This window comes from Nocardioides sp., from assembly GCF_047602075.1.
Lineage (GTDB): Bacteria > Actinomycetota > Actinomycetes > Propionibacteriales > Nocardioidaceae > Nocardioides.
Window position 1 is genome coordinate 1,718,737 of the sequence record NZ_JASGIF010000001.1, and the last position, 18,282, is coordinate 1,737,018.

Annotated in this window: 27 protein-coding genes, 1 tRNA gene and 1 pseudogene; 11 read left to right on the forward strand and 18 right to left on the reverse strand. The window is 65.9% G+C overall.

All coding sequences use genetic code 11. The features are described 5' to 3' along the window. Positions 1 to 4 precede the first annotated feature (4 nt). From QM714_RS08635 to QM714_RS08660, 6 genes are all read right to left on the reverse strand, one after another. A complete protein-coding gene (locus QM714_RS08635; RefSeq protein WP_415099498.1) occupies positions 5 to 982 on the reverse strand; it encodes a glycine betaine ABC transporter substrate-binding protein in 978 nt (325 codons plus the stop codon). A 53-nt stretch (positions 983 to 1,035) separates the two neighbouring features. Further along, the gene (locus tag QM714_RS08640) at positions 1,036 to 1,725 is read right to left on the reverse strand and encodes an ABC transporter permease (RefSeq protein ID WP_415099500.1); all 690 of its coding nucleotides are present in this window, start codon (positions 1,723 to 1,725) and stop codon (positions 1,036 to 1,038) included. An 86-nt stretch (positions 1,726 to 1,811) separates the two neighbouring features. Continuing rightward, positions 1,812 to 2,933, reverse strand: coding sequence for an ABC transporter ATP-binding protein (locus tag QM714_RS08645; protein WP_415099502.1), 1,122 nt, complete (start codon positions 2,931 to 2,933; stop codon positions 1,812 to 1,814). Next, positions 2,930 to 3,577, reverse strand: a complete 648-nt coding sequence (locus QM714_RS08650; protein WP_415099504.1) for an ABC transporter permease — start codon at positions 3,575 to 3,577, stop codon at positions 2,930 to 2,932. The genes QM714_RS08645 and QM714_RS08650 overlap by 4 nt, the downstream gene beginning before the upstream one ends. A gap of 33 nt (positions 3,578 to 3,610) precedes the next feature. Next, the gene (locus tag QM714_RS08655) at positions 3,611 to 4,480 is read right to left on the reverse strand and encodes a cyclase family protein (RefSeq protein WP_415099506.1); all 870 of its coding nucleotides are present in this window, start codon (positions 4,478 to 4,480) and stop codon (positions 3,611 to 3,613) included. Between the two features lie 30 nt (positions 4,481 to 4,510). Beyond that, positions 4,511 to 5,311, reverse strand: coding sequence for a FadR/GntR family transcriptional regulator (locus tag QM714_RS08660; RefSeq protein ID WP_415099508.1), 801 nt, complete (start codon positions 5,309 to 5,311; stop codon positions 4,511 to 4,513). A gap of 122 nt (positions 5,312 to 5,433) precedes the next feature. Between QM714_RS08660 and QM714_RS08665 the strand changes: the two genes are divergently transcribed. Together QM714_RS08665 and QM714_RS08670 are read left to right on the forward strand one after the other, a co-directional pair. Further along, a complete protein-coding gene (locus QM714_RS08665) occupies positions 5,434 to 6,210 on the forward strand; it encodes an SDR family NAD(P)-dependent oxidoreductase (RefSeq protein WP_415099510.1) in 777 nt (258 codons plus the stop codon). Positions 6,211 to 6,287: 77 nt separating this feature from the next. Further along, complete coding sequence (locus tag QM714_RS08670) at positions 6,288 to 6,740, forward strand: MaoC family dehydratase (protein WP_415099512.1); 453 nt, start codon at positions 6,288 to 6,290, stop codon at positions 6,738 to 6,740. Between the two features lie 82 nt (positions 6,741 to 6,822). Here the strand turns inward: QM714_RS08670 and QM714_RS08675 are convergent. Then, positions 6,823 to 7,266: pseudogene (locus QM714_RS08675) on the reverse strand (transposase); the annotation flags it as partial. Positions 7,267 to 7,270: 4 nt separating this feature from the next. Here QM714_RS08675 and QM714_RS08680 point away from each other — a divergent pair. The 6 genes from QM714_RS08680 to QM714_RS08705 all read left to right on the forward strand — a co-directional run bounded on the left by QM714_RS08680 (position 7,271) and on the right by QM714_RS08705 (position 11,329). Then, complete coding sequence (locus tag QM714_RS08680; RefSeq protein ID WP_415101028.1) at positions 7,271 to 7,759, forward strand: type IV secretory system conjugative DNA transfer family protein; 489 nt, start codon at positions 7,271 to 7,273, stop codon at positions 7,757 to 7,759. Positions 7,760 to 7,779: 20 nt separating this feature from the next. After that, the gene (locus QM714_RS08685) at positions 7,780 to 8,184 is read left to right on the forward strand and encodes a hypothetical protein (protein ID WP_415099514.1); all 405 of its coding nucleotides are present in this window, start codon (positions 7,780 to 7,782) and stop codon (positions 8,182 to 8,184) included. 398 nt (positions 8,185 to 8,582) lie between these two features. After that, a complete protein-coding gene (locus tag QM714_RS08690) occupies positions 8,583 to 9,014 on the forward strand; it encodes a single-stranded DNA-binding protein (protein ID WP_415099516.1) in 432 nt (143 codons plus the stop codon). A 10-nt stretch (positions 9,015 to 9,024) separates the two neighbouring features. Further along, the gene (locus QM714_RS08695) at positions 9,025 to 9,600 is read left to right on the forward strand and encodes a hypothetical protein (protein ID WP_415099518.1); all 576 of its coding nucleotides are present in this window, start codon (positions 9,025 to 9,027) and stop codon (positions 9,598 to 9,600) included. 122 nt (positions 9,601 to 9,722) lie between these two features. After that, a complete protein-coding gene (locus QM714_RS08700; RefSeq protein ID WP_415099520.1) occupies positions 9,723 to 10,019 on the forward strand; it encodes a hypothetical protein in 297 nt (98 codons plus the stop codon). Next, on the forward strand, positions 10,019 to 11,329 hold the full coding sequence (locus QM714_RS08705) for a hypothetical protein (RefSeq protein ID WP_415099522.1): 1,311 nt from the start codon (positions 10,019 to 10,021) through the stop codon (positions 11,327 to 11,329). The genes QM714_RS08700 and QM714_RS08705 overlap by 1 nt, the downstream gene beginning before the upstream one ends. Here the strand turns inward: QM714_RS08705 and QM714_RS08710 are convergent. The 9 genes from QM714_RS08710 to QM714_RS08750 all read right to left on the reverse strand — a co-directional run bounded on the left by QM714_RS08710 (position 11,326) and on the right by QM714_RS08750 (position 15,364). After that, a complete protein-coding gene (locus QM714_RS08710; RefSeq protein WP_415099524.1) occupies positions 11,326 to 12,069 on the reverse strand; it encodes a hypothetical protein in 744 nt (247 codons plus the stop codon). The two genes, QM714_RS08705 and QM714_RS08710, sit on opposite strands and share 4 nt — an antisense overlap. Before the next feature lie 19 nt (positions 12,070 to 12,088). Continuing rightward, positions 12,089 to 12,412 carry a hypothetical protein gene (locus QM714_RS08715; RefSeq protein ID WP_415099526.1) on the reverse strand — a complete coding sequence of 108 codons (324 nt, stop codon included), beginning with the start codon at positions 12,410 to 12,412 and terminating at the stop codon, positions 12,089 to 12,091. Next, on the reverse strand, positions 12,409 to 12,804 hold the full coding sequence (locus QM714_RS08720) for a hypothetical protein (protein ID WP_415099528.1): 396 nt from the start codon (positions 12,802 to 12,804) through the stop codon (positions 12,409 to 12,411). Before QM714_RS08720 ends, QM714_RS08715 begins: the two co-directional genes overlap by 4 nt. Next, entirely contained in the window at positions 12,794 to 13,996 is a 1,203-nt protein-coding gene (locus QM714_RS08725; protein ID WP_415099530.1) for a tyrosine-type recombinase/integrase, read from the reverse strand. Before QM714_RS08725 ends, QM714_RS08720 begins: the two co-directional genes overlap by 11 nt. Positions 13,997 to 14,002: 6 nt before the next feature. Beyond that, positions 14,003 to 14,221: a helix-turn-helix transcriptional regulator gene (locus QM714_RS08730; RefSeq protein ID WP_415099532.1), complete on the reverse strand. Its 219-nt coding sequence runs from the start codon at positions 14,219 to 14,221 to the stop codon at positions 14,003 to 14,005. 182 nt (positions 14,222 to 14,403) lie between these two features. After that, positions 14,404 to 14,477 (reverse strand) — tRNA-Met (locus QM714_RS08735). Between the two features lie 15 nt (positions 14,478 to 14,492). Beyond that, the gene (locus tag QM714_RS08740; protein WP_415099534.1) at positions 14,493 to 14,981 is read right to left on the reverse strand and encodes a hypothetical protein; all 489 of its coding nucleotides are present in this window, start codon (positions 14,979 to 14,981) and stop codon (positions 14,493 to 14,495) included. 8 nt (positions 14,982 to 14,989) lie between these two features. Then, positions 14,990 to 15,145, reverse strand: a complete 156-nt coding sequence (locus tag QM714_RS08745; protein WP_415099536.1) for a hypothetical protein — start codon at positions 15,143 to 15,145, stop codon at positions 14,990 to 14,992. A gap of 30 nt (positions 15,146 to 15,175) precedes the next feature. Further along, positions 15,176 to 15,364, reverse strand: a complete 189-nt coding sequence (locus QM714_RS08750) for a hypothetical protein (protein WP_415099538.1) — start codon at positions 15,362 to 15,364, stop codon at positions 15,176 to 15,178. A 200-nt stretch (positions 15,365 to 15,564) separates the two neighbouring features. Here QM714_RS08750 and QM714_RS08755 point away from each other — a divergent pair, with 200 nt between their 5' ends. The 3 genes from QM714_RS08755 (at position 15,565) to QM714_RS08765 (ending at position 17,773) form a co-directional block, all read left to right on the forward strand. Then, positions 15,565 to 15,879: a hypothetical protein gene (locus QM714_RS08755; RefSeq protein WP_415099540.1), complete on the forward strand. Its 315-nt coding sequence runs from the start codon at positions 15,565 to 15,567 to the stop codon at positions 15,877 to 15,879. A 244-nt stretch (positions 15,880 to 16,123) separates the two neighbouring features. Further along, positions 16,124 to 16,546, forward strand: coding sequence for a DUF222 domain-containing protein (locus QM714_RS08760; protein ID WP_415099542.1), 423 nt, complete (start codon positions 16,124 to 16,126; stop codon positions 16,544 to 16,546). A 39-nt stretch (positions 16,547 to 16,585) separates the two neighbouring features. After that, positions 16,586 to 17,773, forward strand: a complete 1,188-nt coding sequence (locus tag QM714_RS08765; protein ID WP_415099544.1) for an MFS transporter — start codon at positions 16,586 to 16,588, stop codon at positions 17,771 to 17,773. On the opposite strand, the gene QM714_RS08770 is transcribed toward QM714_RS08765, so the two are convergent. Continuing rightward, positions 17,753 to 17,962, reverse strand: a complete 210-nt coding sequence (locus QM714_RS08770; RefSeq protein WP_415099546.1) for a dihydrofolate reductase family protein — start codon at positions 17,960 to 17,962, stop codon at positions 17,753 to 17,755. The genes QM714_RS08765 and QM714_RS08770 overlap by 21 nt on opposite strands. A 20-nt stretch (positions 17,963 to 17,982) precedes the next feature. After that, positions 17,983 to 18,237 carry a hypothetical protein gene (locus tag QM714_RS08775; protein WP_415099548.1) on the reverse strand — a complete coding sequence of 85 codons (255 nt, stop codon included), beginning with the start codon at positions 18,235 to 18,237 and terminating at the stop codon, positions 17,983 to 17,985. Positions 18,238 to 18,282: the final 45 nt, after the last annotated feature.

Sequence of the window (18,282 nt, forward strand, 5' to 3'; positions counted from 1 at the left end):
GGCTTCAGCCGATGAAGCCCTGCTCCTTCATCCAGTCCTCCGCGACCTGGTCGACGGTCTCGCCGTCCACGTCCACCTTGGCGTTCAGGGCCGTCTGGACATCAGCCGTCCACTTCGCCTGGATCGGTGCCATTAAGTCCTCGATCTCCGGGTACTTCTCGAAGAGCGAGTTCTTCATGGTGAGCGCCGGGTTGTAGATCGGGAAGAAGCCCTTGTCGTCGTCGAGCACGGTCAGCCCCAGGCCCTTCACGCGGCCATCCGTCGAGTAGATCTCGCCGAAGTTGCAGGTGTCCGCCTTCGCCACCTCGGTATAGACGACGCCGGCGTCGACGACCTTGACGTTGTCCGAGGGGAAGTCCATGCCGTAGGCCTTCGACATCCCAGGAAGGCCGTCGTTGCGCGTCTGGAACTCCGTCTCGATGCAGATGGTGGCCTCGTCCGGATTCGTCTTCGTTAGATTGGCGAGGTCGGAGAGGGAGTGAACGCCAAGGTCGTCTGCGGTCTCCGACTTCGCGGCGATCGCGTAAGTGTCGTTGAACGGCGCCGGAGGAAGCCACTTGATGCCGTTCTCCTCCAAGTCCTGCTTGGACAGAGCCGCGTACATCGCGTCCACAGTGTCGAACGGCTCACTATTTCCGAGGTATCCGACCCAACCGGAGGCCATCCCTTCCCAGTACATGTCGATCTGGCCGGCGACCAGCGCCTGCCGAGCGGCTTCCGCTGCTGCGAAGCTTGGAAGGTAGTCCACCTTCGCGCCGGCGGCCTCCAGTGCCAGGGCGGTCATCTTCTCGTTCAGCGCGTTCTCGGTGTAGGTCTTATCGCTGAGCTTGAAGGTGACGCCTTCGAGCGCCGGAATCTTCTTGATCGAGCCGCCACCGGCGGAGGCTCCGCTGTCGTCAGAACCTCCTCCGCATGCGGCCAAGGCGGCGAACAGACCCACCGCGGCGAACGCCCCGAGGAGCCGTCGATATCTTCCAGTCATTGCACACTCCATGTTGTTCGGATGGTCAACTACTTCTTCGGCGGACCGAGCGCCTATCCCCACGCCATATGCGCTGCGAGTGCCTCTGCGCGACCCGCAAGCCAGTCAAACGACACTGCTAGGAGCGCCACGGTCACGCCGCCAACGATGAGCACGGGCGTGCGCTGGAGCTGGATGCCGTTCACGATCAACGCGCCCATCCCGCCTGCGTTTACGAAGGTCGCAATAGTCGCGTTGGCGACGTTCAAGACGATGGTGATTCGAAGGCCGGCGATGATGATCGGGAGGGCGAGTGGGAACTCGACCCGCGTGAGCGTGCGGAAGCCGCTCATTCCCATCCCGTGTGCGGCCTCAAGGATGCTTGGGTCGACCTGGCTGAAGCCGACGATGGTGTTCCGAAGCGCAGGCAGGAACGCGTAGATCGCGAGCCCGACGACCGCCACTTCGAATCCGATTCCAATCCAGAAACTCAACAGCACGATCACGCCGAGGGTCGGAACGGCTTGACCCGCATTCGCAAACGCGACGACTGCTGGCGCAAACGCGCGCAACCGGCCGCGCGTGAGCAAGGTGCCGATCGGAATCGCTGTCACGGCAACGACGGCAGTGGCAACGATCACGAGTTTGATGTGCTGTTCGAGCGAGGTCACGATGAAGTCGCGGTTGAGCGTGCGCTGCTCGATCTCGTCAAGATCCTGACCCTGCGCCCATACGTAGAGCGCGACTGCTGCGGCCAAGATCACGGCCGGAACTAGGACGTTCGCCGCTAGCCCGCCTACGCGAGGCCGACGAAGCCGTGGGGACCGGACGTCGGTCGCAATCGTCGCCATCAGTCGTCACCCGCGACCCGCCCCGGGGCGTCGGATGTCCCGTCCAAGTCGCCCTCGGCCAAAGTGCTGCTGATCAGCTGGATGTCAGCAATGCCGAGATATCGGCCTTCATCATCAACGACAACGATGGGCACGTGCGGTTGCCGCAGCATCCGTCCAACCGCATCGGCGAGGTTTGTGCCCACGGGCATGGTTGCCACAATCGGAACCTTGCCCGCACCCTGCCAGCAGATAGGGCGCCCGTCCTCTGTGATCAGGGACATGCCCCCGAACGAGACTTGGCCACCCACCATGTCGACCGGAGCGAGAAGCTTCACGTCCCCAAAGTGCTGGAGCTGCAGGTGGCGGAGCACCGGTGATCCACCGATGAACCGTTGAACCCACTCAGTCGAAGGGCGGTTGAGAAGATCGGCAGGGGTGCTGATCTGCTTCAACTCCGCGTTCGGTCCGAAGACGGCGATTCGGTCGCCCAGCTTGAGGGCTTCGTCGACGTCATGAGTGACGAGGACGATCGTCTTCGCGACCTTCTTCTGGAGCGCGATCAGCTCAAGTTGGAGAGCCTGACGAGTCTGTGGGTCTGTTGCTCCGAAGGGTTCGTCCATGAGCACGATGGCCGGGTCTGCTGCGAGCGCGCGTGCCACACCGACCCGTTGCTGCTGGCCGCCGGAGAGATCCCGCGGGCGTCGTCCCGCGAACTCGGCCGGATCGAGATCAACCAGGGTCAGCACTTCCTCAATCCTCTGGCCGATTCGGTCCTTCTTCCAACCAAGGATCTTGGGAACGACCGCGATGTTTCCTGCGACGCTCATGTGCGGAAACAGTCCGACGTGCTGGATCACGTAGCCGATGTGACGCCTCAGGTCGACCGCCTTGAGGTCCCGCAGGTTTCGACCGTCGACCATGATCTCGCCTGACGTCGGCTCAATGAGCCGGTTGATCATCTTGAGACTGGTCGTCTTGCCGCAACCGGACGGTCCCACAAGAGTTAGCAGTTCGCCCCGACCCACGGTCAGGTTCAAGTTCCTGACGGCCGGCGCACTCCCCCGGCCGTACTCCTTCGAGACTCCGCGGAACTCGATCATTGGATGTGCCGAGTTCTCGCTAGTCGGGTTGAAGCTCACTTGAACACCCTTTCCGGTGCGGCGAGTCGCCCGACCCCCGCGATAACGACGTCGAAGAGAACCGCAACAAGAACGACTCCGAGGGTTCCTGCTAGTGCGGCGTTGAAGGAGTTGACGGCCCCAAAGCGTGCAAGTCCTTCAAATATCTGATTTCCGAAGCCCGGGCATCCGATGTAGGCCGCGACCGCTGCCACCGAGATGGCGATTTGGGCGCCGACCCGCACACCTCCGATGACGATCGGCCACGCCACGGGCAACTGCACAAGGAACAGAAGTTCGAGTCGGCTCATCCCCATGCCGACGCCAGCATCCGTAAGCGAGGCAGGCACGCTGCCAAGACCGACGAGCGTGTTTCGCAAAATCGGCAGCACTGAATACATGACGAGTGCAATGACCGAGGGCCGGAAACCGAGCCCGACGGGTGCAATCAACAGACTGAGAAGAGCGAGCGGCGGCACCGTGAAGAGGATGACGAACAGTCCAACAAGCACTCCTCTGGTCCAAGCCGCCAAATGACCGAGGATCCCTAGTCCTATACCAAGGACGATTGCGATCCCCAGAGCCGCCGCCGTTACTTCGATGTGTCCCCAGGCAGATTCCTGCAGCTCAGGTGATCTTGAGTTGAGATAATCCCAGAAGCTCATGAGAACGCTCCTTCGTTGCCGGTCCTCACGCGATCACGCGATGGCGATCGGACGGATCATGGCCCCGGTGGCTCCCCTGATCTTTAGCGGAGCGCAGAAGAAGACGAACTCCGATACCTGCGCTTCGTGGAGGTCCTCGAGGTAGAGGTTCTCCATGATTTGGCGACCGAGCTCGATGAGCACCAGTTCGTGAACCGGGTGTGGGTGTCCTGGGCGGACCGAAGGCATCACTTCGACTGCTGCACTGTCGCTTCCAAGTGCTGAGGCACCTCGACTCATGCAGTACTCGGCGACTTCGAGCGTGATCCCTGCGCCAAAGGTCTTGTCCATCTCATCGCCGTCTGGCCAGGCGGACATCTGGCCCGTGCGGACGAGAACCACGTCGTGCGACTGGATTGAGAGTCCTTGCGCGCGCAGGGCTCCGTCGAACTCGTCCAGCGAGATCGCATACCCGCCCGGGAGGCGATCGCGACCGAGATGAGCTGCGATGTCCACGAGAATTCCCCGACCGATCATCACCGGCAGAGTGGCGGCGTCGCCGTGCTGCGGTCCGAAGTCGCCTAGGTGGTCGGCCGCGTTGCCGCCGCCATGCCAGTGGTCGTCAGGACCGATGGTGGCGTGGGCTGGGGCGTCTACGTGAGCGCCGGTGTGGACCGTGCAACTGATCACCTCTGAGGTGAAGTTGAAGTTGACCTCATTCCCGTCGGCGAGCCACGCCTCGTCGCCGGCCTGTTGGATGCCACGCGGAGATCGGTAGGTCAGAACTGTGAACGGGAAATGGCCCGCGTACTGGGGCATTCCAGGGAAACGGACAGTCTCAAGGTCGAACACCCGAAGGCCGCGGATGTTCGAGAGCGCTGCGACTTCGGCGTCAATGAGTGGCCTGGACAGACTTTCGGGCACGGTCATTCCTTTGGAGGTCGGGTGCTTTCACTACGACTGATCGAGGACCGTCTTCGCGTCCAGCGGCGCGTTGATGTCGATCCCGCAGTAGACGTATCCGCGCTTAAAGTCGCGCATATGGCGGTGCATCGCTGCTTCCGCGGCCTCGCTGTCTCGTCGGCGCAGGGCCTCGACGATGTCGCGGTGCGCCTCGAGCATCCGGGACCCAGCGTTCACAGCCTTTGGGTGCGAGAACAGGTTCTTCAGGCCGGGGTACAACAGGAGGCTGATCGGCTCACGGGCCAGCTCCATGGCCTTGTTGTCGCAGCTGAAGCCGATGATGTTGTGAAACTCGATGTCGAGGGTGATGATCTCGCGGCCCCCTTCCAGGTTCTCCCGCATTGCCTCAACGTTGCGGTCCAGTTCGAGGAGTAGGTCGTCGGAGATTCGCGGTGCAGCCATAGCCGCAGATCCGGCTTCTAGTAGGAGCGAGACCTCCCAGAGCTCGCGGAAAGTGACCGCGTGCATGACGAGAGCCTTGGATGCGATGTGCGACTGTCCGGTGTAGTGCGGGCGCGTGACGACCAGGCGCTTTCCGGTCTGCCTGGTCACATAGCCGCTCTGCTCTAGAAGTCGGATCCCTTCGCGAAGCGTGTTTCGCGTGACCCCGAACGCAGCTGCCAGCTCAGTCTCCGATGGCAACTCCTCTCCGTCACGGAGGGAGCCCTCGACGATCTGGCGTTCGATCGCTTCGTAGATGAGCCGGTACGCGGGCGCAATGTTCAACGGCTCAAACGGGCGGCGAGATCCACCTGTCCCCGCGGCTGCAATCGACCCTGACTTCGCGACCACTTGCACCCCTCCTTCCCAACTTCCCTACTACTGTGTTGTTGAACAACACTGCATGTGACGGGCATCATGTGTCAAGCGCCACTTCGTATGGCCCACCGCTTCGAACCGAGGGAGAGCTAGACGTGTCGGAGAAGTCCCGAGAGCTCCAAGGCAAGACCGCGATCGTCACTGGGGCCGCGGCCGGCATCGGACGAGCAACCGCGCTCAAGCTAGTTGCCAACGGCGCCGATATCGTCGCTGTTGACCGGGATCTCACCGGTCTCGAGGCGTTGGTTCAGGCAGTCCAGGAGTCCGGCGGCCGCGCAACATCGATCGCAGCTGACCTGTCGGAGCTGGAGTCGGCGGACGAGATCGTCGGGCACGCCGTGGAACAGCCAGGTGAACTGTGGGCTCTCGTGAATAGTGCCGGGATCAACACACCGGGCACGCTGGTCGACACCACTGCAGCGGACTTCGACCGGATCTATCGCGTCAACCTGAGGGCGCCCTTCATCGTGACCCAGGCCGTCGCCAACCGCCTAGTCGCCCAAGGACGTGGCGGTCGCGTCGTGAACGTCAGCTCCAGCGCCGCATTCCGGGCGACGGACGCGACGCCAGCCTACGCCGCGTCCAAGGGCGGCCTCCAGGCGCTCACCAGGATCGCGGCCGGTGAACTCGGCAGATTCGACATCAACGTGAACTGCGTTGTACCTGGACTCACAAGGACCGAGATCGCCCGCCAGATCGTCGGCGACGACGAGACCCTCGAAAGAAGCGTGCGCGAGGGGCCAACCGCCAACCTCCTGGGGCGCCTGTCCGAGCCGGAGGACGTCGCGAACGTCATCGCCTTTCTGTGCCTTCGTGCAAGTCGACAGATCACCGGACAGCTAATTCACACCAGCGCGGGGGCTGTGGTCTGACGTGCCGACCAATCGTCGCGTCGCCGCTCCAACTGCGACACAAGGCGCCCCACAAGCGCCGTTCACCTAGGAGCAGCATGCAGATCTTCACAAGCATCGACGATCTGGTCGACGCAGCTGGCGTTCACCTCGGCTATTCCGAATGGCACGACATGACGCAGGAGATGATTGACAGATTCGCGCTGGCGACTGGCGATCACCAATGGATTCACGTCGATCGCGAGAGGTCCGCGGAGGGGCCGTTCGGTACGACCATCGCACACGGATACCTGACGCTCTCTATGGTCTCAATGCTCGCCTGGGAGGTCTACCGGGTCGAGGGCGTGCGGATGGTCATCAATTACGGCGCGAATCGACTTCGCTTTCCAGCGCCCGTGCCTGCTGGATCCCGAGTACGCGCCGGCGTGCAACTGCAGTCGGTCACTGAGCGAGACCCAGGCTTGGACGTGCGGACATTAGTCATCGTCGAACTGGCGGCCAGCGCCAAGCCCGCATGCGTCGCGGAATGCCTGACCCTTGTTGTGCCGTGATCGAGTTCGCGACGGCGGACGCCCTCGGCGGGAGTCGAGTTCTCCCGGCTGAGTCGAAGATTCTCTCAGCCAGAGGTGTCGGTCAGGAGGCTTTGTCGAGGGTGACGTGGTAGCCCATGGCCTCCAGCTGGTGGATGGCGCGTTTCTTGGTGTTCTCGGGGTGGAGGCGGGTGTAGAAGTCGGGGCCGGGGTCGTCGTAGAGGGCGCCGGTGCGGGCCATGTGCCATATCGCGGTGAGGATAGAGTGTTCGATGGCGACGATGGCTTTGGTCTTGCCTCGCCGGGCCGTGATGCGTCGGTAGCGGGCGGCCAGGTAGGTGCTCTTGCTGCGTCCGGCGGCCATGGCTGCGGTGCCGAGGGCTCCTTTGAGGTGTCGGTTCCCGGGACGGGTCCGGGTCGACTTGACCCGGCCTGCGGATTCGTGATGTCCGGGACAGACCCCGGCCCAGGACGCGAGGTGACCCGGGGTGGGGAATCGGGTGAAGTCGCCGCCGGTCTCGGCGATCACCACTTCAGCGACTGTGGTGCCTCTGCTGCTCGCACTCGACGAGATCGGCAACCTCTCACCGCTGCCGTCACTCCCGGTCCTCATGGCCGAAGGCGGCGGCACCGGGATCACCACCGTGCCGGTGCTTCAGTCGCTCTCCCAGGCACGGGACAAGTGGGGCGACCACGCCGCCGGTGCTATCTGGGACGCCAGCATCGTCAAGGTCGTCCTTGGCGGTACGTCTTCAGCCAAGGATCTCCAAGATCTCTCCGCGTTGATCGGCGAGCGGGACGAGAAGACCGACACGATCTCGGTCGGCGACTACGGCTCCCGCTCGTTGCAGCGCTCCATCCGGCGGGTTCCGGTCATGCCGCCCGAGGTCATCCGCACCCTGCCGTTCGGCACCGCCCTCGTGCTGCTCCGAAGCGCCCCGCCGCTGGTCACCGACCTGCGCCCCTGGACCGGCCGCAAGAACGCCGACCAGATCCGCGAGCACCGCACCCAAGTTGAAGCGGCACTCCGCCGTAGATAAACCAGCCGAGAGGAAGCGCCATGCACAACCCCTATGGCCTCACCGCCGAAACCCCGGATTCCGAGTGGGTCACGCACGTCAACGCCGAGAGCGTCGGAACTGCCCTCAAGCACCTGCTGGGGATCGCCGCTGAGAAGCTCTGCTGGCTCGATGAGGCCAGCAGCGACCCCATTCTGGAGGTCCTGGAACTGGCCAGCGCGCTCGCTTCGGTCGTGACCGAGGGATCGCAGTCCCAAGCAGCCCTGCCGGTGCCCGTGCGCGTCGCGGTGCGCGCGGCCCGCGAGATCGACGCCGGCGCCGACAAGTTCGAGAGCGACGTGCTGTTTGACCCCTGGACCGGCGACTTCATCGAAGGCGGCCGATACGTCATCACCAACATGCGTCACACCGCCGGGGACCTCCGCAACGCAGCCGGAGCCCTCTAGGAGACCAGGCCCGGAAGGTCGTGGCTTCACCAGCCTCGACCCTTCTGGCGTGTGACGTGCCAGCAGCCAGGGTGGTTCTCGAAGCAGGGATGAACCGAGCGGACCGTCCAACCGGACGCTCGAAGAGCCGTGAGGGCCTGGCGCGCGAGCCAGCGGTTCGCGTACGGGACCTTGGTGCACATGGCGACCTCCAACAGAAGTGACTGATTGGAGTGACGCCTCGCCTCTATCGACGAACGGCACGGCGGCGGTATGCGCTGATGCGCCCGGCTCACCCGCATTGTGACGTCCACGGAGCCGGAGGGACGCCTCAAGGCTAACAGCGCGGCACCGCCGTCACACCTGACTCCTGAGAGCGGTTGCCGTCCGGGCGACTGCGCGATGTCAGGAGCCAGACGATGACGATTCCCACCCAGATGAGCCTCCAGGGCTACATCGCGACCGCGCCGGAACTGACCTTCACCGGCAAGGGCCACCCGCGGTTGTTCTGCCGGGTCGGTATCGAGCAGCACCGCAAGGAGGTCGACGGGTCGAACACCTTGCTCGACCCGGTCTACTGCGACCTGGTGCTGTTCGACCGCGCGGCCGAGCGGGCCTACCCGAGGTTCAAGCCCGGCGACCAGATCGTCGCGTCGGGCTACATCCACGAGTACGAGCAGGACCGCCCCGGCGGTCCCCGCCAGATCCGGGAGCAGTTCGTCGCCCGTCGCATCGGGCACGACTGCGCCCGCACCCGCTACGTCGTGGACCGGACCCCGGCCCAGCAGCCCGACCCGCCGAACGGCGAGCTCAACCTGGTCAACGAGCCGGCGCAGTCCGTCAGCCTCTGAGGACGCAGCGGTGAGTACCGACGTCGAATCCGGTCAGCAGACGCTGGAGTTCGAGCGCGGCGACCTGTTCGAGTTCGGCGGTCCCGACACCGTCTTTGGGGCCGCCGACTTCGACGACGAGCGCCCGCTGCGCCCTGTCGACTGGAACGTGCTGAGTGCGGACGAAGCGCTCCTGGAGTGGGACGACCTGAACAGGTTCGTGAAGTGGCTATGCCACTCGTACGGGCTCCCGCCGGCTGTGGTTCCTCCCTTGTGGCACCGCCACGACGAGCTGATCTGGGAGCTCTCGGCGCTCCACATCGCCCGGGTCAACGCGTATGACCCCGAAGGCTCCCCGGCGGGCCCGCTGGCATGGCACCGCGAGTTCCACAAGGCCAAGCAGCGACTTCGGGAGTGGGTGTCGCTCAGTGGCACACGGCTGGACCGCGACCGGCCGACGCGGCAGACCGCGTGGCCGGGTGAGGCGCCGTACGAGCCCGCACCGGAGGTCGAGATTCTCGACCGCGACGCCGACTTCGCGGCATTCGTGGCCGAGGACGTGGCCGCCCGGCGAGCTATCGAGGAACAGGTCCGAGCCGCCTCGTAGCGCCTACACACCCATTCCGTTGCGGCGGGTTGTCCACACCCACGCCAGCTTCTGCCGGAGTCAGCGGCTTCCGGCTCCACGGTGGACGTTCCGCCACCCCTCTTGTCGAAAGGCACCGTCACATGTTGCTTGCCCACGCGGTCACCCTCGCCGAGGCCCGCTCCTACCTTGCCGCGTTGGCCGACAACGCCGTCACCATCGACGCCTCCATCGAGTACGACCGCGTCCTGCTCCAGATCGACTTCATCCACGGCGACCTCATCCCCGCCATCAGCCCGGTCGCGGCCACCGACCGCGGCGTGCTGTTCACGGTCGCGGAGTCGGCCATCGAGGACCTCGCCACGCATGGGATCGATGGTCTGACCGTCGAGCTGGTCTTGGACATGCTGCATTCCGCCCGCGAGCTGGATGCCCCGTGATGTACGGCGAGAACACGCGGCTGCTGCGGGACTCGCTGCGTGAGTTGCTGACCCAGCACCGCATCCAGCAACGCATTGGCGGTGCCGGGCTCCACAGCGTCCCGGCGACCACCACCGTCACCGAACGCGAACAGATCGGCGAACAGATCGCCCGCTACCGCCACGCCGTGCTCACCTGGTGCCACCAAGCCATGCGGGCCGCGAACCCGCGGATCAACCTGACCGGCACCAGCGCCCGCACCCGCGGCCCGGCCGAGGAACTGCGCTACCGCCTCGACGCTGCCATCGACGCCGACCCCGCCGGGTTGCCGACGACCGACGAACTCGTCTCGGGCCAACGGTTCGAGATGGTCGACCTGTGGCGGCAAGCCGCCCGCGCGTGTGCCCTCGCAGAGCACGACTTCGACGCCGGAGTCGGCTACGGACGGCTCTCCGAAGCTGAGTGCATGACCGTGATCCACGACGCCGCCGAGATCACCCGCGCCCTGGTCGGCCTGGACCGGCGCTACTCCAACATCCCGGGCTGGAAGCAGCTGAAGGACCCAGGACGCCTCGGCCGCGCGGCCGAGGTCTGCGCGGCGTACTCCGGCTACGGCAACCCCGACTACTCCGTCGACCGACGCGGCTGGAAACCACCCACACGCCCCATCGAGGGACCAGGCCTGCCGGGCACCACCGGTGTGCTCCAGGCCCAACACAACCTGCTGCTCCACCTGATCAAGTTCCCCGACGCCCAAAGCCTCCGCGTCGTCATGGACTCCCAACGCATCGTCTCCCTCGAAGCCGCTCGACGACTCACCGACAGCAGCCCCGAGCTCGCAGCCCGGTGGCAGCGGCGTGCCGAGACCTACGGGCACCTCGTCCATCAGACCCGCGACGTCGGCGGGCTCTACGGCAAAGGCGGACTCGCCGCCGGCGAAGGCTCAGTCGCGGCAGCCCGGATGCAGAAGCTGCCCAACGACGGTCTCAGCGATACCGGGCAGCTCCGGCGACTCGAACGCATCAGCGCCGGCATCGACGAACGCGTCTGCACCGCCGTCGAACTCGGCATCAAAGAACGCCTCTACCTCCAGCGCGTTATCGTCTCCGCGATCGAGAACGACAACGGCGACCTGGTCAAAGGCCCACGACGCAAGTGGCTGCCCATCACCGGTCCCGTTCAGACCGAACTGCTCGCGATCGTGCACCACGACCTGCGCCCGATGCCGGTCCAACGAAAGCCTCCGAAAGGTGCCGCGCAGCACCGCCTCGACTTCGAGGCAGCGATCGAACATCGTCCGGAGCCCCGAGGCACCGCGATCGGGCGTTAGCCGAAGTCGACGGTCCCGTCCTCGTCGACCCACCACACAGAGATTCCCGCAGCGGACAACGACCCCTGCGTTTCAGTGAAGAGGTCGCGGTACCGATTGAAGTCGGGAAGTGCGATCACGCTCTTCCACCCTGGCTCCTTGCCGCGCAGTCTCATCGCGGCGAGGGCGGCGGCGGCGAACCAGTGGCCGGCCTGGGTGCTTGGCTGGGTCTTCTTGCGTTCGCTGGGCCTAGCTGGGTCGGCGTAGTTCCTGCTCGGGTAACCCTTGACCTCAACCCCGACGGTTGCGCCGTCGCGGGAGGCGACCACGTCGACACCGTGTTCCCTGGTCGCGGTGTTAGCCACCGAAAGAACGCGATAGCCGCGCGCGGCCAGCGCAGTCACGACTGATGCCTGCACGTTGGCTTCGGTGTGCCACTCCTCACCGCCAAAGTCGCGGACGACCGTCAAGTCGGGCTTGGCTGTCGCCGTCGCGGCTGCTGCCTCGTCCCGGCCCTCGACCCTTCCCTGAAGCGGGAAGCCGAGCGTCGCCAAGTGTCGCCGTGCCGTGTGGGAGATGAACTCTGAGCGCGGCACGCCCACGGCGACCTCGAAGGCTTGCATCACGGGATACCAGACCCCGTTCACCTGGGCGGCGTGCTCGCGGATGGGCTCCGGCACAACGCCGACCAACCGCGCCTCCACGACGTCGCTCGACAACTCGTACCGGGTGCCGTTGAGAGTGAACGCCGCGAGTGCCACGAACTGAACCTACCGGCGGTCAGGCGCTGAGGGCCTTGCGCCGCACTGCCGCGAGGTCGGTCTCCAGCTTGTCCAGTGCGGACTTGAGGTCATCGGCGGGAGCGATCGCCTGGAGCACGAGTGAGCGCACCACCGTCGAGACAGGTAGACCGCGCTGTTCGGCGTACTGCGTCAGCTCGTCGAACTCGTCGTCGCGGAAGCGGACCTGGAGGTTGCGTGCGCGCGGGTGTCCGCGCGTGACCTTGACGTGGGCCGGCAACGGCTCGTTCGGGTCGCTTCTTGCCTCGGCCTCCTCGACCGCCTTGGCCTCGGCGGCGAGCAGGTCGTCGATCTTCTTGCTCATCGGGCTTCTCCTTCCTCGCCGGCGTAGCTGCCTTCGTTGTAGATGCGGCGGTCCTTCTCGTTGGCTGACCACCCGTTGACGCCGTACTCGGTTCCGTCGTGCTGAAGCACGATGACCGTGACGATGTCGTCGGCGATGGTCGAGAAGCCGATGATTCGGACACTCTCGCCGCTTGTGCTGTTGTAGTCGGGGTCGATGACGATCCGGTTTGGGTCGTCGAGCACGTCATCGGCCACCTGGGGTGTGATGCCGTGCTTGCGCTGCATGTACTCGCCGCGCTTCGACCAGTCGACGCGCTCGAACACACGCTTATCGTAATGCATTTCATTACGCAATGGTAGTGCCGTGACCTCTGCCCGGTCCTTTGCGGCTTCCTCATGGTCAGACGGCATCCTGGCCACCTCCCCGCCGAGGAGCCAGCGCTTCCAGGATGTCTGCTGTGACCGGGTCGACCCGCTCGTCAGGCTGGATGTAGTGCTCCTTGGTGATCTTGGTCGAACTGTGTCCCAGCATCTCGGCCGCGAGGTCCGGGCCGCTGGCCCGGTCCAGGAACGTCGCCACCGTCCGGCGGAACGAATGCGGAGTGACACCCTCGATCTCGACATCTTCCAGAACCGACCTGAGCCGACGTCGGATGTTGTTGGTCGTCAACGGGGTGCGGTTGCGGCTGAAGAAGATCAGGTGCTCGGAGTGTTCCTCTGCGATGAGCACGAGGCGCTGACGGAGCACCTCCGCAGCAAAGGGCGGCACGGAAACGGTCCGGGGCGACTTCTGCGTCTTGGGGTGATGTTGACGATGTGTGGGCTTGCCTTTTGGGGAGACGATGGTTCCGCAGATGCGCACCGTCGCCGGAGAGACCGTGACGTCGACATCGCATTTGCGGATCGCCAAGACCTCGCCGATGCGGGCGGACGTGCCGAGCATGACCTCGATGATCTGCTCCAACTGCCCGTCCGGCGGTGGCCCTGCGAAACCCGAGCCACGTCGCCAACCGCGTGCGGCTTCGCGGATGACCTCGATCTCCTCGACCGTCAGAGCCTTGGCCTGCGACGGAGGCTTGCGGAGCTTCGCGGTCTCCCGCACGGGGTTCTCGCGCAAGGCGTCGTAGCGCACCGCCAGACCGAGAGCGAGGCTGAGCACGGTCTTGGCTTGCTTCGCGGTGCTGTAACTCTTCGCCTTCGCCATCGCCTTCAGGAAGCGATCGACTCGGCCAGTTGTGATCTCACGGAGTGTGTAGTTCTCGAAGGCCGGCATCACCAGTTGGCGCATGTTGCGCTCATAGAGCGCTCGCGTGCTCTCCGCGATCTTGCCCTCCAGGTCCAGGTCGTCAAGCCACAGCTCGACCAACCTGGCGAACGAACTGTCCGGCGTGACTTCGGCGTACGTCGTCCGACTCGCACGCGCAGCCAGTGCCTCTTTGAGATTGCGCTCGGCCGCCCTCTGCGTCGCACCCACCGTCGACACTCGACGGAGGCTGCCGTCGTCGTCGCGGTAGCGCGTGCGCGCCCGGATCTGGCCGCTGGGCAGCTTCTCGTAGTGAACGGCCCCGAAGGTTCCGATGGCTGTGCGTCGCCTACCAGCCATGACCGCTCACCCCGCCTCGGTCCGGGTCGACGTTCGCTGCTCCAAGAGCCAGTCCTGCACGTCGCTGACGAAGTACCGGACGTGACGCCCGACCCGGACCGAGGCCGGGCCGACGCCCTCCTGACGCCACTTGTAAAGCGTCTTCACAGGCAGGTCGAGGTACTCGGCGAGCTCCTCGATCCCGATCAGCGGCGCAAGGCCGCTCAACGCGGTGTGGGTGTCCATGCACGCTAGGTGTGCCGTGCTCCCCGCCTGAGCGAGCAACAACGTGCAGTAGCGGGCATAGATCTCGCGGCGAGGCCTCGATCACCGCTGCGGAGCGGCAAGAGTGGCCCATTTCTGGCCCATGCATCAAATCTCTAAACCTTTCAGGCCCGAGATTCACTGAATCTCGGGCCTGAAACGAGTAGCGGGGGCAGGATTTGAACCTGCGACCTCTGGGTTATGAGCCCAGCGAGCTACCGAACTGCTCCACCCCGCGTCGGTGATGAGAAGGCTACCCGGCGGGGGCGGGGGTTCCAAATCGGCCGAGGAGGGTGTGGGAGAGGTGGGTGAGCATGGCGATGAACGTGACAGCCCAGACGGCGAGGGCGAACCACGCCTCCCCGGCGCCGATGGCGCGGATGATGGGGAGGTGGTCGACCTCGCCGAGAAAGCGGGAGCCGACGCCGTACATCCCGATCGGGAACACCACGCTCCACATCGCGGCCTCGTAGCGCAGCGGGATGCCGTTGCTGAAGTGGCGCCAGTAGCCGGCAGCCAGCAGCGGCGGGATCAGCCAAGTGCCGAAGGCCCAGAAGAACGCTGACGCGCCAGCGATCAGGCCGCGGGTGGCGTCGACCATCGGGGCGTCGGCCATCCCGACGATGCGGGCGCCGGTGACGACGGTGATGGCGGTGGCGCGCCCATGGCCACCCAAATGAACCAGGTGCCGTTGGCGGTCTGCATGATCGGCCGCTTCGCCTGGCCGAGTACGGCGGTCCACGGGATCACCTAGGCGAGCAGCAACCAGGCCAGTGTTGCGACGACGAGCATCACCAGGGCCACACCGTGGCGCTGCTCGACCAGCCTGCTGCCGAGCACGCAAGTGGCCGCGACGAACATGAAGAAGCCGAAGGCGCGGGCCGGGTCGGCGAAGTCGTCGGCCATCGCGTCGCGATGCCGGACGATGCGCAGCAGCTAGAGCACCACCAGCACGACGTACGCCGCCAGCGCGATCGCCAGCAACAGACCCGACAGCACGGGCTGGTCTGCGTTGTTCATCGCGACCGACACGATGCCGGTCGCCATCACCAAAGCGAAGTAGCCCGGCGCCAGCGGGCGCACCGCATCGTCGGCGCGGGCGCTCGTCGCGACGGAAGAGTTCATGGGTCCTTCCTATCGGGTCCTCGCCCCCGGCGCTCGGCCCGTGGCCCGGAATGCACCGCGAAACGTTCACAGTTGACCCTCACGAGACCCTCACGAGACGCTGTCTACAGTTTCAGAACTGGTAGTCGTAAAATGTCGGAAGTCTGCTCTAGCGTGGATGCATGTCCAGGTCAGCAGTGGTGCCATAGGGGAACCCGATCGTGGCGCGCCTCGACGACCTCGAGGCCCTGGTCGACGAGGCGGTCTCGGGCAACCCGGTGTTCATGAGCATCCGCGAGAAGAACGAGGCGGTGACCCGACTGTTCCGACTGCGGGATCGGATCGACGGCCTGGCGATGGCGGTAGTCGCCGTCTCCGAAGACGTCGCGGCGGAGCATGGCGCGCGCTCCTCGGCCGACTGGCTCGCCCACGCGACCCGATCTGACTATCGCTCCGCAGTCCGGTCAGCCCGCCTGGGCGAGGCACTCGTCGATCGCTGGCACCAGCTCCACGACGCCCTGCTCCACGGGCGGTGACTGCGGACCAGGCTGAGACGATCGCCGACCGACTGCGCATCTATCTCGAGTCCTTCGCCTCGCCCCGGCAGCGCCCCGGGGACGCCGATCCCGACCCCGAGCCCAGCTGGGACCCTCACGCCGACTCCCACATGGGTCGCGAGCGGCGCTGGCCCTACTCCAAGCGTCTGGGCGAGGCGTTCTGCGCCCTGCTCGAGCGGATCCTGCCGAGCTGCTCCCCCAGCACGGCGACAGCTCGACGACGATGGTGGTCACCATCGACTACGAGCAGCTCCGCGACGGTCTCGGCGCAGCCGAGATCTCCGGAGGTGGCCGGATCAGCGCCGGCGAGGCCAGACGACTGGCCTGCATGGCCACCATCATCCCGGCGGTGCTCGGCGGCCCGTCACAAGTCCTCGATGTCGGCAGGGCAAGCCGCCTGTTCACACCAGCGCAGCGACTTGCGATGACGTTGCGCGACCGAGAATGCCGCGCCGAGGGCTGCACCATCCCCGCGACCTGGTGCGAGGCCCACCACCTTGAGAGACCGTGGGCGGCCGGTGGCCGGACCGACCTCGCCGATGGTGCCCTGCTCTGCTCCCGTCACCATCACCGCGCCCACGACCCGGGCTACCAGCATCAGGTGCTGCCCAACGGTCAGCTCCGCTTCCAGCGATTGCGGACCTGATGCGTGCACTCGCAGCCCCCGAGTGTGATGCTTCTCGACATGCCTGACCGCATTCGCACCCGCTGGATCGCGCTCGGCGCGTTCGCACTGCTGGTCATGACCACGCAGCTGCTCTGGCTGACCTTCGCCTCCGTCACCGAGCAGACCCAGGTCCAACTCGGCGTCTCCGAGGGTGCGGTGGGCGATCTGGCGGTCATCAACCCGGCCATGTTCGTGCTGCTTGCCATCCCGACCGGCCGATGGATGGACCGGCGCTACACCCACGCCCTGATCGCCGGAGCCATCTTCACCGCTAGTGGTGCGCTGCTCCGCCTGGTCGACCCGACGTCCTACGCCTGGGTGTTCGCCGGCCAGGCCGTCATGTCGATCGGCCAGCCGCTGGTCCTCAACGCCAGCACCAAGATCGCCGCACGCTACTTCCCACCCGAGGAGCAGACCACCGCGATCTCGATCGCCTCCGGCGCCCAGTTCCTCGGCATCCTGGGCGCGGTGCTGGCGTCGTCGTGGCTGCTCGACCTCGGTGGATTCCGCCTGCTGCTCGGTGTGCACGCGGCGTTCGCGGTCCTAGCCGCGCTTGCAGTGATCGCCTCGCTGCGACTCCCCCACCACGCTACCGACACTCACGGCCAGGCCGGGCTGGGGTGGCTGCGGCGCGACCCGTTGATCTGGAAGCTGGCCGGCATGCTCTTCATCGGCTTCGGCGCCTACAACGCCCTGGCCACCTGGCTGGACGCGATCATGAACGACTTCGGTCACAGCGGCGTCGCCGGCGGCACCATCGCGGTGATGACGGTGGCGGGCGTTGCCGGCGCAGCGGTCATCCCCGGCTTCGTCGCCGCCCGCGAACTGCGCCGTGCACTCGGCATCGTGACCACGCTCATGCTCGCCGCCGCGCTACTCGTCATCGCGGTCGTCCATCCACCGGCACTCGTCGGTGCGCTGCTCACCGCCGTCGGCTTCACCCTCCTCGGCACGCTCCCGGTCGTGCTCGACTGGTCGGAGATCCACGTCGGACCGGAGCGCGCCGGCACCGCCACCGGCGTGCTGCTGATGGCGGGCAACCTCGGCGGCGTGATCGTGGTGCTGTCGGTGCAGGCCGCCATCGGCCACCCCGTCGCCGCGCTGACCGTGCTCGCGCTCTGGGCAGTGCCCGGCTTCCTCGTCGCGCTGTCGCTCCCCCGCCGCGCCGGGCACCACACAGCCGATTCAGCCCTCGAAGCGAGCTGACAGCGCATAGCGCAGCAGCACCACGTCCCCGATCCGGCGTACGTCGGCCAGCGTCGCCCGCCGTTCCCCGTCGAAGGGGAACCTCCCGTCGTCGACGAAGCGCCGCGCCCGCGAGTCGCCAACGAAGAACGGGGCCACCACGAGCTGGAGCTCGTCGGCGAGATCCCCGGTGAGGAACGGCGTGTGCACGCTGGCACCCCCCTCCACCATCAGGTGCTGCGCCCCGCGCTCGTGCAGGTCACCCTCGCGACGACCGTGACGATGTCGTCGACCCCGGTGGCGGTGGCGGCGGTCAGCCGCATCGGCTTGCCTGGCACGGCACGCCAGGTGGCCACCCGCTCCTGGTCGCCGTCGGCGGTTCGGACATACCTGGCGAAGGTCTCGTCCGGCCCCTCGGACCGCGCGCCGCCGCCGGCGTACTCGCAGACCAGGTCCAACCGTGTGCCCCACACCACGCTGGTCATCGAGAGGTCGGCTGCCAGCGGAGGAGACGGTTCAGCCTCCCGAAC

Coding starts and splice junctions, on each gene's coding strand:
- QM714_RS08635 (WP_415099498.1), bottom strand. CDS start 982: ATGACTGGAAGATATCGACGGCTCCTCGGGGCGTTCGCCGCGGTGGGT.
- QM714_RS08650 (WP_415099504.1), bottom strand. CDS start 3,577: ATGAGCTTCTGGGATTATCTCAACTCAAGATCACCTGAGCTGCAGGAA.
- QM714_RS08670 (WP_415099512.1), top strand. CDS start 6,288: ATGCAGATCTTCACAAGCATCGACGATCTGGTCGACGCAGCTGGCGTT.
- QM714_RS08685 (WP_415099514.1), top strand. CDS start 7,780: ATGCACAACCCCTATGGCCTCACCGCCGAAACCCCGGATTCCGAGTGG.
- QM714_RS08690 (WP_415099516.1), top strand. CDS start 8,583: ATGACGATTCCCACCCAGATGAGCCTCCAGGGCTACATCGCGACCGCG.
- QM714_RS08700 (WP_415099520.1), top strand. CDS start 9,723: ATGTTGCTTGCCCACGCGGTCACCCTCGCCGAGGCCCGCTCCTACCTT.
- QM714_RS08705 (WP_415099522.1), top strand. CDS start 10,019: ATGTACGGCGAGAACACGCGGCTGCTGCGGGACTCGCTGCGTGAGTTG.
- QM714_RS08715 (WP_415099526.1), bottom strand. CDS start 12,412: ATGAGCAAGAAGATCGACGACCTGCTCGCCGCCGAGGCCAAGGCGGTC.
- QM714_RS08720 (WP_415099528.1), bottom strand. CDS start 12,804: ATGCCGTCTGACCATGAGGAAGCCGCAAAGGACCGGGCAGAGGTCACG.
- QM714_RS08725 (WP_415099530.1), bottom strand. CDS start 13,996: ATGGCTGGTAGGCGACGCACAGCCATCGGAACCTTCGGGGCCGTTCAC.
- QM714_RS08730 (WP_415099532.1), bottom strand. CDS start 14,221: ATGGACACCCACACCGCGTTGAGCGGCCTTGCGCCGCTGATCGGGATC.
- QM714_RS08745 (WP_415099536.1), bottom strand. CDS start 15,145: ATGGCCGACGACTTCGCCGACCCGGCCCGCGCCTTCGGCTTCTTCATG.
- QM714_RS08750 (WP_415099538.1), bottom strand. CDS start 15,364: ATGAACTCTTCCGTCGCGACGAGCGCCCGCGCCGACGATGCGGTGCGC.
- QM714_RS08760 (WP_415099542.1), top strand. CDS start 16,124: ATGGTGGTCACCATCGACTACGAGCAGCTCCGCGACGGTCTCGGCGCA.
- QM714_RS08765 (WP_415099544.1), top strand. CDS start 16,586: ATGCCTGACCGCATTCGCACCCGCTGGATCGCGCTCGGCGCGTTCGCA.
- QM714_RS08775 (WP_415099548.1), bottom strand. CDS start 18,237: ATGACCAGCGTGGTGTGGGGCACACGGTTGGACCTGGTCTGCGAGTAC.